Origin of the sequence: Acinetobacter sp. YH12201 (assembly GCF_013418145.1) — a bacterium.
Taxonomy (GTDB): Bacteria; Pseudomonadota; Gammaproteobacteria; order Pseudomonadales; family Moraxellaceae; genus Acinetobacter.
Window position 1 is genome coordinate 18663 of sequence record NZ_VPCP01000035.1, and the last position, 14438, is coordinate 33100.

The following is a 14438-nucleotide window of genomic DNA, read 5'->3' on the forward strand; positions in this document are numbered from 1 at the left end:
TCCATATTCGGAACCGTTAGCATGACTTCAAACTTTTCACAACTTAGCACTGATGCGCTGTCTCCTGGTCAACTCCCTGAGTCAGTAAAAGCATTATTAAAACGTGCATATATAAATCGTTATCCAAAACGCACTGCAATTGTAGATGCAGGCTCAGAATCAAAATCGCTTTATTTGATTTTAAAAGGTTCGGTATCCATTATTTTACGTGAAGATGATGATCGTGAAATTGTGGTTGCCTATTTGAATGCTGGAGACTTTTTTGGGGAAATGGGTCTTTTTGAAGCAAATCCACAACGTACTGCAGAAGTTCGTACACGCGACGTATGTGAAATTGCCGAAATCACCTATGAAAACTTCCACGAATTAAGCAAACAGTATCCAGACCTGAGCTATGCCGTATTTGCCCAGCTTGTACGTCGCTTAAAAAATACCACTCGTAAAGTGACTGACCTGGCATTTATTGATGTATCTGGCCGTATTGCACGCTGCCTGATTGACCTGTCTTCTCAACCAGAAGCCATGATTTTACCGAATGGACGTCAAATCCGTATTACCCGTCAGGAAATTGGCCGTATTGTTGGTTGTTCCCGTGAAATGGTCGGTCGTGTCCTCAAAACACTGGAAGAACAAGGCATGATCCAGACTGATGGTAAAGCCATCCTGATTTATGATGTTTCTGCTGAAGATAGCAATGCAGCTTTAGAAGACGAGGATGATGAAGAATAAGTTTTCTTCCATTCACCATAAAAGCAAATCCTAAGATTTGCTTTTTTTATGTCCGTAATTTGCAACCTGTTCTTTTTAAATTTTTTATGACAACTTTAAAACAATTCATGATTTAACCCTGATGCAAAAATCAGTTAGCCTAATGCACAATGTTAAACTTGATAAAAATTAAGGGATCAACCTCTATGCAACTCAAATCTTTAGCCAATACAGGGATTCTTGTGCCTGAAATTTGTTTAGGCACCATGACCTTTGGTGAACAAAATACCCAGGCAGAGGCCTTTCAACAGCTTGAATATGCTCTGGATCAGGGGTTGTTTTTTTGGGATACCGCAGAAATGTATCCGGTCCCACCAAAACCTGAGACTCAAGGAGCAACAGAAACCATCCTGGGCAACTGGATTGCACAACGTGGTCAGCGTGACCAGCTGTTCATTGCCTCAAAAATCGCCGGTCCCTCACAAGGCGGCAGCCATATCCGTGATGGCCAAACACGCTTTACTGCAGCTGAGATTAGCTCGGCAATCGATGGCTCGTTAAAACGCCTGCAGAGTGATTATATTGACCTGTATCAATTGCATTGGCCACAACGTCCAACCAATTTCTTCGGAAAATTGGGTTATGGCAATACAGAAGCGCACAATCAACAGCAAGTCACTGCCTTAGAAGAAACCTTAAGCGCCTTAAGTGATGAAATTAAAAAAGGCCGTATCCGTTATATTGGGCTGTCCAATGAAACCCCGTGGGGAACTTTAAAATTTTTACATCTGGCTGAAAAGTTAGGCCTGGAAAAATTTGTCAGCGTACAAAATCCGTATAGCCTGTTGAACCGGACTTATGAAATTGGCATGTCTGAAATTGCCCATTATGAAAATGTCGGCTTACTTGCCTATTCCCCTTTAGCCTTTGGTTACTTGACCGGTAAATTCCGCCATGGTGCTCGTCCAGCCAATGCACGGGTCAGCCTATTTTCCCGTTTTAGCCGCTATAGCAATCCTGAAAGTGAATGGGCAACTGAACAGTATGCTCAGCTTGCAGAGCGACATGGCTTAACCCCAACCCAACTGGCATTGGCATTTATTAAGCAGCAGTTCTTTGTCACCAGTACCATTATTGGCGCAACCAACCTGGATCAACTGAAAGAAAATATTCAGGCTTTTGACATTGATTTATCAGCAGAAGTTTTACAGGGCATTGAAGATATTCACCGCCAGCAGCCGAATCCAGCGCCCTAATTTCATTTTAAGCACTGCTTTAAAATGAAATTAGAAAAGTTAAAGCTTTATATTCGATCACTTCGAAATTATGGACACCATCTTCCCTTGCGCACTCAGAATATATTCTGAGGATGCTCATCCCCCATAGGAAGAGGGAGTAAAAGCAAAAAAGGATGCTATAGGCATCCTTTTTTATGAATAAAACAACAATTAGCGTCTGTTATAAATAGCTTGAGCTGCAGGCAAGTTTTTACGCATTGCTTCGATACGCTGACCATTTGAAGGGTGAGTCGACAGGAATGATGTACCACCTGCACCTTCTAACTTGTTCATTTTTTCCCAAAGGGTAATCGCGGCTTGCGGGTTATAACCGGCACGTGCCATTAGCATTAAACCACCTTGGTCTGCACGGCTTTCAAGACTACGTGAATATGGCAAGCCCACACCCACTTGTGTGCCTAACTGAGCTGCTGCTGCACCCAATTGACCGACATTATTGCCTGCATAGCCTAAACCAATGTTTAAAGCTAGGTCAGTTAAAGCTTGTGCACCAATTTTTTGTTTGGAATGTTCTTCCAGGGCATGCACCATTTCATGACCCATCACAGCTGCAATTTCAGCATCGGTCAGATTAAGTTTATTCACAATACCAGTGTAAAACACCACTTTACCCCCTGGTGCCACATAAGCATTAATCTGGTCTGATTTCAGCACAGCCAATTGCCAGTCAAACTTTTGGCCTGTCTGGTTGATTTGATCACCATAAGGTTTTAGACGTAAAAATACCGAATTAATTCGCTTATAAGTGGTAGATGAAGTATCTAAGGTTTTATTGGCACTTGCTTCCTGAACAGTTTTATTAAAGCCCTGCGCAGCAGTAACATTTAATGTGGATGAATCTGCCCCAGCCATATCCGCTACAGTGGTACAACCTGAAATAGTGATTACACTCGCTGCACACAAACTTAAAATCAGCTTGCTGTTCATTATAATAATCTCCGCCTTAAAACTAGATATCTCTTTTCAGGAGATTATATGAAATAGTGAATAATCTTTAAATTGATATTCTCTTCACAATCATATCATTTATGTAAACAAGGTCATTTAAGAAATTGAAAACTAAGCCAATAAAGCAAACATAAAACATTTAGCCCCAAGTATATCTGGGAAAGGGGTTTAATTTTCTGTTCCAGTTGTTCATTTTTGCGCTTAAAAAATAAAAATGCATTTTGAATCAGAACAATGGGGACCAGAATACAGGCAATGATAACGCTTAATCCAATAAGTGCTGCATTAATAATTGCGGGATCTTGTGTTTGTGCCTGAATAACCAGCATGGCAATGGTCGGTGCCCCACCCATTGCAAACAGTAATGAATAAAACATCGTCGCTGATATATTTTTATGCATCATGCACAACCTTGTATTTCTTTTATATTTAACATTCTAGCAAGCGCAAATAAATTAAACAGTATTCTCTGATGCAACTTTAGTCGGGCAAAACAGTCTGCATACTGGTCGTAGATATATTTTCCAAATGAAATGGACAAAAAAAGCCTCGCAAATGCGAGGCTTTTTGTACATCTTAATTCTTGGCAGATTAAGCTTCGAATGGATGGCGAAGAATAATCGTTTCTTCACGGTCTGGACCAGTTGAAATGATGTCGATTGGACATTCAATCAATTGCTCAAGACGTTTTACGTAGTTAAGTGCGGCTTCTGGTAACTGATCAATTGATTTAGCACCAAAAGTAGACTCAGACCAGCCTGGCATAGTTTCATAAATTGGCTTTAAAGTTTCGAATGCAAGCGCATCAGAAGAACCTACGCAACCAGAATCAGCAGCTTCGTAACCGACACAGATTTTCACTTCTTCTAAACCATCAAGAACGTCAAGTTTAGTCAAGCAGATACCAGAAAGTGAGTTTACTTCTACTGAACGGCGAAGAATTTCAGCATCGAACCAACCACAACGACGTTGACGGCCAGTAGACGCACCAAATTCTGAACCTACAGTACCCAAGTGTTTACCAATTGCATCACCCACATCGTTCGCAGCATCGTAAACAAGCTCAGTTGGGAATGGACCAGCACCTACACGTGTTGTGTACGCTTTAGTGATACCCAATACATAGTCAAGGTGTAATGGACCAAGACCAGAACCAGAACTTACGCCACCAGCAGTCGTGTTTGAAGAAGTTACATACGGATATGTACCATGGTCAACGTCAAGAAGTGAACCTTGCGCGCCTTCAAACATGATGTTATCACCGTTTTTACGGTATTTATGAAGTTCACCTGTTACGTCCACAACTAATGGAGCAACAACTTCACGCCATTGGTCGCAAAGAGCAAGTACATCTTCAAGATTAACTGCTTCTACACCGTAGAATTGAGTTAATTGGAAGTTATGGTATTCAAGAAGCTCGGTAAGTTGAGCTTTAAGATGTTCACCACCACGTACCAGGTCAGCAACACGAATTGCACGACGTGCAACTTTATCTTCGTAAGCGGGACCAATACCACGGCCAGTTGTACCAATTTTTGCATTGCCACGTTTTTTCTCACGCGCTTGGTCAAGTGCAATGTGGTTTGGAAGGATTAACGGACAGTTTGGAGAAATACGTAAACGCTCACGTACTGGCACGCCTTCTTTTTCAAGAATATCCATCTCTTTAATAAGCGCTTCAGGTGAAAGAACCACGCCGTTACCAATTAAGCACAGTACATTTTCACGTAAAATACCAGATGGAATGAGGTGTAATACAGTTTTCTTACCACCAACCACAAGAGTATGGCCTGCGTTGTGTCCGCCTTGATAACGAACGACCGCTGCCGCTTGATCTGTGAGCAGGTCAACGATTTTACCTTTACCTTCGTCGCCCCATTGGGTACCGAGTACCACAACATTCTTGCCCATAATAGCCTCATTGCATCATGCTGTTAAAATTGAAAACTTGAATCAGTGACTCAATACTGATTCAGGTCATTAAATCTGTTCGACTTTCCATTCCCCTGCTACATTCACCAATTGGTGAGTCGCAAACGGAATTGAGTTTAAATCGTCATTGCCTAATAACTGAATAACACTTAAGCCTTGTGCACGCAGAGCAGCAATTGCATCCAGTAATGCTTTGTCTGTCCCTTTCGGTGCAACCACTTTTTGAACTTGCTTGAACTGACCTGCACTGAGTGCATATAAGTCACAAGAGAAGCCTGTTGCAGGACGCGCACGCCCGAAATGTTCACCAATACCGTCATAACGACCGCCTTGAGCCAGGGGTGCTGCACGGTTTGGTGCATAGACGGCATACATTAAACCGGTGTGGTAGTGATATGAACGAAGCTCTACAACATCAATACCAATATGCAAGTCTGGCCAACGTGCCTGAATTTCAGACCGTGTGGTTTTTACTGCGTCAAATGCCTGTTTGAATGCCGGGTCTGCAATAATTTCAGCACTCAGGTTGGCTTCTAAAGCATCTAAATCACTTGAATAACGACCCAGTGCATAAAAATCTGCACCAAATTTTAATTCCTGTGTAAATTCAGCAAGTTCAGGCAATGCTTTACGTTGATAAAGATCCGAAAGCTGACTTTCTTCCGCCTTGCTTAAACCAGCATGTTTAACCAGACTACGGAATAAGCCGACATGACCTAAATCCAGATGGATGCCATCTACAAAACTTGCTGTTTTTAATAAGTTAAGCATCACGTCAATCATTTCGACGTCAGCATCAATACTGTCTGAACCAAAAAGTTCCGCACCCAGTTGCAGCGGTGCACGCGTGGTATTAAAACCTTGAGGTTTGGTGTGTAAAACCGTGCCAGCGTAGCAATAGCGCGCTACGCCTTCGACCGGATGTACATGCGCATCGATACGGGCCACTTGCGGTGTCATATCGGCACGCACACCAAGTAAACGACCAGAGAGCTGGTCGATGACTTTAAAAGTGGCCAAGTCTAAATCTTGATTCGATTCTGAGAGAGAAGAAAGAGATTCGATGTATTCGATAAATGGCGTGTACACCAGCTGATAACCTCGAGATGCGAGGAAATCCAATGCTTCACGGCGCAAAGCTTCAATTACTTGCGCTTGTTCTGGTAATACATCAGCTACACCATCAGGTAATAACCATGTCTCTGAAATGGGCATGTTGTAAACCTAAATACTTGTCAGCGCGGAAGTAATCCGCATAAAAAAATCGGGAGCACACCCGATTTCTCCTAGTCTAGCACGATCACTTTAGCTGTGCACATGACTTTTTGCAGATTTGTTCGTTTTTTACCAACTAATTTATGCCGTTTAAAAAACTGAATCAGCTGAATCATTCACGATTGATCAGCACTCTCGCAAATTCAACCATTATAAAATAAAAAATACTGGAATCCGCTAAAACAGCAAACGCCAATCCAGGCTATTTGTACAAAGCCATTCTTCCAAAAAAACCAGTGACGAGTCAGGCCCTTTTTATAGCAACGTTTCCAAAGCTGGTTTAGTCGCATATTCTGAAAGATCGCTCTACAGCTGCTTTAAGAGAATACTATAAGCTCACCTTAAAATTAGACTGAAGGCTTGTCTGTTGAGTGAACCGTTTTTGCCAGCAGTCCAACCAATTCAGCATTTTGCGATTCCACCTGGTTCAGTTTGGTCGTGGTTTTATCAATCACTTCTTGCTGAATATGCATTTTCTTCGCCAGGTCTTGCATAATTTCCAGCGTTTTTTTAAGGTTTTCTTCCAGATGAACCACTTTTTTTTCCAATTGTTGATTCAACTGAATTTCACTGAGTGCAGCGCCTTGGTTGGTAAATTGTGCCCAAATCAAAAAGATCACTGCTATGGCCAAAAGGAAAATAAATCCCCATATAAATATCAACATAGATGCACTGCTCATGTTATTGATTCCTGACTTATTATTATCATGAATCGAGGTGATTAAATTAAAAAGACTTATAATTTTCGTATAACAATTAAAAAGTGATTGTAAAATTAACTCTGTCTAGCTAGAGAATATTTATTATAAGCATTTTTCTGGGTCGATGATCCACTGCCACTGTCCATAAAGCATTTCCTGACAGTCTATCCATCCTACTGAAGACCAGGCATTTACTCAAGATTCAACCAACCAATCAAACAAATTAATAATAATTGAGCTACATATCACACTTAATACAACTAAGCCCTGCGAAATCCGATCACTTGCGGAAATCGCATCATCCAATAACTCATCTCACCCTCATCTTTTAAATAAGGTTCTTTATTTATGAGTAAAAGATTCACACAAGTCCAGCAAGCGATTCGCATAACCCCATTCATTATCATACCAGGCAAAAACTTTAGCCTGATGACCCACCACCATAGTTTGGCTCAAATCCACAATCAATGAATAAGGCGAATGGTTAAAGTCTGATGAAACCAGAGGTTCATCGGTAACATCCATAATTTCCGCATAATCCTGACGTGCCGATTTGATCAGGATTTCATTAATTTTATGTGCTGTGACATGCGACTGCGCAACAAAAGTGAGGTCAATCGCTGCCACATTAATGGTCGGTACGCGTATGGAATAACCATCTATACGCTCTGCCATTTTCGGCATCACCCGTTTTAAGGCCCCAAGAGCTGAAGATGTGGTCGGAATAATATTGTGTCCTGAAGCACGGGCACGGCGCAAATCTCGATGAGCATGATCCAGCACAGACTGATCTGCCGTCACTGCATGAATTTCTGTCATCAGTGCGGTATCAATACCAAAAGCATCATCAATAATTTTAACTAAAGGAACCAAGGCTTGTGTGGTGCAGGATACACTGGAAATAATCTGGTCCGTGGCTTTGACTTCGTGATGGTTTACCCCATACACAATGGCGGCATCCACCGTGTCAAAGGGTGCAGCACCAATAATGACCCGCTTCGCCCCTGCAGTAACATGTCCTGTGGCTGCTGCACGTGAACGGAATAACCCGGTACATTCCAGCACCACATCAATATTTAACTTATTCCAGGGCAAGTGTTCAGGTTGTTGTTGTGAAAATACCTGTACTTTTAATTGCGCCAGACCTGCAGAAATATGCAAAAAAATCTGTTCATCTTGTAAAAGTACTTCGACCTTGCCTTTGAAGCGACCATGTGTGGTGTCATATTTAAACAAATGCACCAGTGTTTCTACATCTGCAACATCGTTAATCGCCACGATATCAAAATGAAAATCCTTAGGATTTTCAAACCAAGCCCGTAATACATTGCGACCAATTCGCCCGAAACCATTAATGGCTACTCGTTGCATCAGATATCCTTAACTCTTGGGTAGATGTAAACACCGCTCTATGTTAATGGATTTTAACCAGATACCGATACCATTTCTGCTGCTGTATTTATAAAATATCTCGCAACAAAGGGTTCAGCCTGATGCTTTTAAGCTTATTTTTTCGCAAATTTTATTTAGACCAGATTGCCTTAAAATATTTACTTCACTTTTCACTTACTTTATATCTTACGCATAAAGCAGAATTTGGCTGATTAATTCAGTGCATGAAACCTAATAGCGCTTAAATAGAATTGTGATTAATTCGCCTTAAAGTGATTGGTGCATGCGGCTTTTTCCGTTATACTTTAGCGTTTTAAAATTTTAAGCCAGTATCTCAAGCCAGCTTTATAAAAGTAAGACTTGCTTGACGTGCTATTAGCCAAATACAAGATTTATGGAGTGACTTGGTTGTGAGTACTCGTTTTATGACATCAGCTGAAATTCGCGAAGCTTTTTTAAGCTATTTTGAATCGCAAGGGCATACACGTGTCGCGTCGAGTTCTCTGGTTCCTGCCAACGACCCAACATTATTATTCACCAACGCTGGGATGAACCAGTTCAAAGACTGCTTCCTCGGTCTTGAAAAACGTGATTATGTTCGCGCAACATCTTCACAAAAATGTGTCCGTGCCGGTGGTAAACACAACGACTTGGACAACGTGGGCTACACTGCACGTCACCACACCTTCTTTGAAATGCTAGGTAACTTCTCTTTTGGTGATTACTTTAAACGTGATGCGATCAAATTTGCCTGGGATTTCTTGACCAACGAAAAATGGCTGGGTCTTCCTAAAGATAAGTTATATGCAACTGTTTACCATACAGATGACGAAGCATTTGATATCTGGAACAAAGAAATTGGCTTAGATGCATCTCGCATCATCCGTATTGGCGACAACAAAGGCGGTCAATACGCATCGGATAACTTCTGGGCAATGGGTGATACCGGTCCTTGTGGTCCTTGTTCTGAAATCTTCTTTGACCATGGCGACCACATCTGGGGTGGCTTACCAGGCACACCTGAAGAAGATGGCGACCGTTTCATCGAGATCTGGAACAACGTATTCATGCAGTTCAACCGTACTGCTGATGGCGTACTGCATCCTCTTCCAGCGCCATCTGTAGATACAGGTATGGGCTTGGAACGTATTTCCGCAGTTTTACAACACGTCAACTCAAACTACGAAATTGACCTGTTCCAGCACTTGTTAAAAGCTGCGGCTGAAATCATTGGTTTAGATACTTCTGAACTTGAAGCCAAAGCACAAGCAGAAAACAAACTCATTGACTACCCAGCTTCCCTTAAAGTTGTTGCTGACCATGCACGTTCATGCTGTTTCCTAATTGCAGATGGTGTGAATCCTTCTAACGAAGGCCGTGGTTATGTACTGCGTCGTATTATCCGTCGTGCAGTGCGTCACGGTAACAAATTGGGTGCAACCGGCTCATTCTTCCATAAAATGCTCCAGCCATTAATCGAAGCAATGGGTGCTGCATACCCTGAACTTGCAGCCAACCAGGCACGTATCGAAGCACAACTTTTAAAAGAAGAAGAACAATTCGCTAAAACTTTAGAGCAAGGTCTGAAATTGCTTGAAGGTGAATTAGCTCAACTGAAAGGTTCAGTGATTCCAGGTGCAACAGTCTTCAAACTCTATGATACTTACGGCTTCCCAACTGACCTAACAGCTGACATCGCACGTGAACGTGAGCTCACTATTGATGAAGCTGGCTTTGAAAAAGAGATGGCTGCGCAACGTCAACGTGCACGTGATGCAGGTAAATTCGCCATCGACTACAACAGTATTGTAAAAGTTGAAGGTGAAACCCAGTTCGAAGGTTATGAAGCCACTCAAGCTCAAGGCCAAATTGTTGCAATCTATAAAGATGGCGAACAGGTTGATGAAGTTGTGGAAGGTGACGAAGCGCTCATCGTATTGAACCAGACCCCTTTCTATGCAGAAAGCGGCGGTCAGATTGGTGATACAGGTATCTTCAAAAACGATACCGGTATTTTCGAAGTTCAAGATACCAAGAAATCGGGTGGTGCATTCGTTCACCAAGGTATTGTGACCATGGGTAGCTTAAAAGCCGCTCAATCTGTTGAAGCGATTGTTAAAGCAGACATCCGTGAAGCAACGTCACGCAACCACTCAGCAACTCACCTGTTACATGCTGCCCTTCGCCAAGTATTGGGTTCACATGTACAGCAAAAAGGTTCATTGGTTGCATCTGACATTTTACGTTTTGACTTTGCCAATGACCAACCTGTTTCATTCGAACAGCTGCAGGAAGTTGAACGCATTGTAAACCGTGAAATTATTGCCAACACTGCAGTTTCAACTGAACTTCTTGACATCGAATCTGCCAAAGAAAAAGGCGCGATGATGCTGTTTGGTGAAAAATATGGTGACGAAGTACGTGTACTTTCCATGGGTTCAATTATCGATGAGAAAAACTTCTCGATCGAACTATGTGGCGGTATTCACGTAAAACGCACTGGTGATATCGGTCTGTTTAAAATCACATCTGAAGGTGGTGTAGCGGCAGGTGTACGTCGTATTGAAGCGGTGACTGGCACAAAAGCGGTTGAAGTGGTTCAAAAAGCCGACCGTGATATCAACACCATCAATGGTCTGTTAAAAGCGCAAAAAGAACAAACCATCGAGAAAGTTGAAGCGCTGGCAGATACAGCATCCAGTCTGCAAAAGCAGATTGAACAACTCAATCAGAAATTGGCGAACTTCCAGGCAGCTGAACTTTTAAGCCAAGTTCAAACTGTGGCTGGTCGTCAAACATTGATTACTACTGTACAAAACATGGATGCGAAATCGCTTCGCAACCTGCACGACGGTGTAAAATCTAAATTAGATCATGCAGTGATTGTACTTGCTGCTGTAGAAGGTGATAAAGTCAGCCTTCTCGCTTCTGTAGCAAAAGACTTTACTGCTTCTATTAAAGCGGGCGACATCATCAAACACCTGGCAACCGAGCTCGGTGGTAAAGGTGGTGGTAAACCTGACTTGGCACAAGGTGGCGCGCCACTTAACGAGAAGTTTGCAACAGTGATGGCAGATTTGACTGCTTGGCTTGAAGCAAAATAAAACTTCACCTTTTGTGTAACTGATCCTGAAAAGGTAATTCAGGATCATGGCTTTTATGGAACAACTATGGCATTAATCGTTCAAAAATATGGCGGTACCTCTATGGGTACTCCCGAGCGCATCTTAAATGTTGCTCGTCGTGTAAAGCGCTGGCATGACCACGGCCACAAGGTTGTGGTTGTGGTATCAGCAATGAGTGGCGAAACCAATCGCCTGCTTGCTTTAGCGAAGGCCATTACCGAAACCCCTGATCCACGCGAATTAGACCAGATGGTGTCTACGGGTGAACAGGTTACGATTTCTATGTTAGCGATGGCGCTCAACTCAATTGGAGTAGAAGCAAAATCACTTACTGGCCGCCAGGTTGGCATTAAAACCGACAGCGCATTCAACAAAGCCCGCATTGAATCTATTGATACTGATGTATTAACTGAAAACCTAGATGCAGGCCGCGTACTTGTGGTTGCCGGTTTCCAGGGCTTTGATGAATTGGGCAATACAACAACTTTAGGTCGTGGTGGTTCAGATACCTCTGGCGTGGCACTTGCAGCTGCACTTAAAGCAGATGAATGCCAGATTTATACAGACGTAGATGGCGTTTATACCACTGACCCACGCGTTGCACCAAAAGCGAAAAAAGTTGATCGTATTTCTTTTGAAGAAATGCTGGAAATGGCATCACTTGGTTCGAAAGTCCTGCAAATCCGTTCAGTTGAATTTGCCGGCAAATACCAAGTGCCTTTACGCGTATTATCAAGCTTCGATAACGACGATGATGGCGCATTTGACGAAGACTTCAAAAACAACGTCGGAACTCTTATTACTACTGAATTGGAAGACAACATGGAACAGCCAATTATCTCTGGTATCGCGTTTAACCGTGACGAAGCAAAATTGACTATCTTGGGCGTGCCTGACCTGCCTGGTATTGCATCCAAAATCCTGGCGCCAATTGGTGCAGCGAATATCGAAGTTGACATGATCATCCAGAATGTGGAAGAAGACGGTACCACTGACTTCACGTTCACAGTCAACCGTGGTGAGTTCAATAAAGCAAAAGCAATTCTGGAGCAAACCGCAAAAGAAATTGGTGCTCGTGAAGTTGCGACCCGTTCAGACATCGTAAAAGTTTCTATCGTAGGTGTGGGTATGCGCTCTCATGCAGGCGTAGCAAGCAAAATGTTTACTGCTCTTGCAGAAGAAGGCATTAACATTTTGATGATCTCAACTTCGGAAATTAAAATTTCAGTCATCATTGAAGAAAATTATTTAGAGCTTGCCGTGCGCACGCTTCACACAGCTTTCGGTTTAGACCGTGAATCTGGCGAATCAAGCGCACGCGCTTAATATGTAGAGTAACAAATTTAGTCCTTGTTGAACAAAATTTGCGAAATACTACAAAAAGAACAGAGCCACTATAGTTTTTTTTATAGTGGCTCTGTTATATTTGTAACTGAGGATTTTGAAAATATTAACAGAATTATTTTAGTCAAATTCTTGACAGATTGTTTTGATAATATTTCTATAATATTAAGGTTGTGTCTTTTTAAATTTTAAAATCAATTGCACGTTTAGCGTTTTGCAAGGAGATAAACATGCTGATTCTAACCCGACGTGTCGGTGAAACATTAATGATTGGGGATCAAGTCAGTGTAACTGTGCTTGGCGTAAAAGGTAATCAGGTTCGTATTGGCGTAAATGCTCCAAAAGAAGTATCTGTTCATCGTGAAGAAATCTACCAACGAATTCAACATGAACGCGCTATGCATGAACATCTGCAACACCTAGATCAGGATTATCAGCCTTCTTTTGAAGAAGATAATTTCCCACAAAATACCCAGAACGACTTTAATCGTTAAACCGTTAAAGGTTGTTCTAATATAAAGCGGCTATATGGCCGCTTTAAATTTATCTGCTGCTTATTTTTGTCCCAGCAAGGCCAATGCCTTTTTAACCGGTGCATAACTACGGCGATGTTGATCAATCACGCCATGCTCAGCAATCGCTTCAAAATGGGCTTTGGTTGGGTAACCTTTATGTTTGGCAAAGCCAAAATGCGGATATTGCCGATCCAGCACCACCATCTCCCGGTCACGGGTCACTTTTGCTAAAATACTGGCCGCTGAAATTTCTGCATGCAGCGCATCCCCACCAACCACCGCATCACAGCTCATGGTTAAGCCTTGCGGGACTTTATTGCCATCAACCAGCACATGTTCCGGCTGAAGATGCAAAGCTTCTACAGCACGGCGCATAGCCAATAAAGAGGCCTGTAGAATATTGATCTGGTCTATTTCTTCGTGGCTGGCTTCAGCAATCGCCCAAGCCAAGGCTTTCTCTTGTATTTCTACAAATAATTTTTCACGCTTTTTTTCGCTGAGTTTTTTAGAATCATTCAACCCTTCAATCGGATTATTGGGATCTAAAATAACTGCTGCCGCTACCACCGAACCTACCAAGGGGCCACGCCCCGCTTCATCTACACCGGCAATTTTCATCAATACTTACCTACAAAAAAAGAGGCCGAATCACATCAACCTCTTTAATTTTAACATGAATTAAAGCTGTATTAGTTCATGGCTTCAGCAACACAAGCATTAATGGTTTTAGTCACTGCATTTGAAACAATAGTATTACGTGCAGCCGGATCAATCGCAGCTGTCGCCAAATCGACTGCCGTTACATTTTGTGGTGCTTTTTCACTGACACAACCACAGATTTCAGTCTGAATATTTTGCTTTTGAGTTGCAGTCATTAACTTGGTTGCATTTTGCCATGCAGGAATAGTATTCAACTCGGTGGTACATTTGGCATTAATTGCAATTTTAATTGCAGCCATACCGAGTTGTTGAGTTGCCGATTGTGTAGCCGGCATTGTGCCAGTTGTAGTATTCGTTGCTACACAGGCAGTTAAAGCCAAAGTGAGAGGTACAAGCACCGCAATTATTTTTTTCCTCTGTACACGACAAATTTCATAGGATCCTTGTCCTATCAGGCTTTTTCTTTCTTAAAATTGCTAGCACTTTCTTAAATTCTTCTTTTTTTCCAAAACCAATCAAACGTAGAATAGCCATTTGAAC

At 42.2% G+C, this 14438-nt stretch carries 13 protein-coding genes; 5 read left to right on the forward strand and 8 right to left on the reverse strand.

The genetic code is table 11. The annotated features are described in order from the left end of the window. Positions 1 to 21: 21 nt before the first annotated feature. Both crp and FTU91_RS08650 read left to right on the forward strand, forming a co-directional pair. Positions 22 to 729 (forward strand): cAMP-activated global transcriptional regulator CRP, encoded by a 708-nt coding sequence (gene crp / locus FTU91_RS08645; protein ID WP_166166679.1) that lies wholly within the window; start codon positions 22 to 24, stop codon positions 727 to 729. 185 nt (positions 730 to 914) lie between these two features. Next, positions 915 to 1964, forward strand: coding sequence for an NADP(H)-dependent aldo-keto reductase (locus tag FTU91_RS08650; RefSeq protein ID WP_180041816.1), 1050 nt, complete (start codon positions 915 to 917; stop codon positions 1962 to 1964). A 192-nt stretch (positions 1965 to 2156) separates the two neighbouring features. On the opposite strand, the gene FTU91_RS08655 is transcribed toward FTU91_RS08650, so the two are convergent. From FTU91_RS08655 to FTU91_RS08680, 6 genes are all read right to left on the reverse strand, one after another. Next, complete coding sequence (locus FTU91_RS08655; protein ID WP_166166685.1) at positions 2157 to 2933, reverse strand: M48 family metallopeptidase; 777 nt, start codon at positions 2931 to 2933, stop codon at positions 2157 to 2159. Between the two features lie 113 nt (positions 2934 to 3046). Beyond that, the gene (locus FTU91_RS08660; RefSeq protein ID WP_166166688.1) at positions 3047 to 3355 is read right to left on the reverse strand and encodes a hypothetical protein; all 309 of its coding nucleotides are present in this window, start codon (positions 3353 to 3355) and stop codon (positions 3047 to 3049) included. A 190-nt stretch (positions 3356 to 3545) separates the two neighbouring features. Next, positions 3546 to 4865 carry an adenylosuccinate synthase gene (locus FTU91_RS08665; RefSeq protein WP_086195597.1) on the reverse strand — a complete coding sequence of 440 codons (1320 nt, stop codon included), beginning with the start codon at positions 4863 to 4865 and terminating at the stop codon, positions 3546 to 3548. 69 nt (positions 4866 to 4934) lie between these two features. Next, entirely contained in the window at positions 4935 to 6101 is a 1167-nt protein-coding gene (locus FTU91_RS08670; protein ID WP_180041818.1) for an ATP phosphoribosyltransferase regulatory subunit, read from the reverse strand. A gap of 407 nt (positions 6102 to 6508) precedes the next feature. Beyond that, the gene (locus FTU91_RS08675) at positions 6509 to 6826 is read right to left on the reverse strand and encodes a hypothetical protein (RefSeq protein WP_086195599.1); all 318 of its coding nucleotides are present in this window, start codon (positions 6824 to 6826) and stop codon (positions 6509 to 6511) included. A gap of 378 nt (positions 6827 to 7204) precedes the next feature. After that, the gene (locus FTU91_RS08680) at positions 7205 to 8233 is read right to left on the reverse strand and encodes a type I glyceraldehyde-3-phosphate dehydrogenase (RefSeq protein WP_180081820.1); all 1029 of its coding nucleotides are present in this window, start codon (positions 8231 to 8233) and stop codon (positions 7205 to 7207) included. A 431-nt stretch (positions 8234 to 8664) separates the two neighbouring features. Here FTU91_RS08680 and alaS point away from each other — a divergent pair, with 431 nt between their 5' ends. The 3 genes from alaS to csrA all read left to right on the forward strand — a co-directional run bounded on the left by alaS (position 8665) and on the right by csrA (position 13217). Continuing rightward, positions 8665 to 11358 carry an alanine--tRNA ligase gene (gene alaS, locus FTU91_RS08685; RefSeq protein WP_180081822.1) on the forward strand — a complete coding sequence of 898 codons (2694 nt, stop codon included), beginning with the start codon at positions 8665 to 8667 and terminating at the stop codon, positions 11356 to 11358. 66 nt (positions 11359 to 11424) lie between these two features. Further along, positions 11425 to 12705 carry an aspartate kinase gene (locus FTU91_RS08690; protein WP_180041824.1) on the forward strand — a complete coding sequence of 427 codons (1281 nt, stop codon included), beginning with the start codon at positions 11425 to 11427 and terminating at the stop codon, positions 12703 to 12705. Between the two features lie 248 nt (positions 12706 to 12953). Further along, positions 12954 to 13217 (forward strand): carbon storage regulator CsrA, encoded by a 264-nt coding sequence (gene csrA / locus FTU91_RS08695; RefSeq protein ID WP_067723263.1) that lies wholly within the window; start codon positions 12954 to 12956, stop codon positions 13215 to 13217. A 60-nt stretch (positions 13218 to 13277) separates the two neighbouring features. Here csrA and rnhB read toward each other — a convergent pair whose 3' ends face one another. Further along, positions 13278 to 13856, reverse strand: a complete 579-nt coding sequence (gene rnhB / locus FTU91_RS08700; protein ID WP_180081824.1) for a ribonuclease HII — start codon at positions 13854 to 13856, stop codon at positions 13278 to 13280. 71 nt (positions 13857 to 13927) lie between these two features. Further along, positions 13928 to 14329, reverse strand: coding sequence for a hypothetical protein (locus FTU91_RS08705; RefSeq protein ID WP_180081826.1), 402 nt, complete (start codon positions 14327 to 14329; stop codon positions 13928 to 13930). Positions 14330 to 14438: the final 109 nt, after the last annotated feature.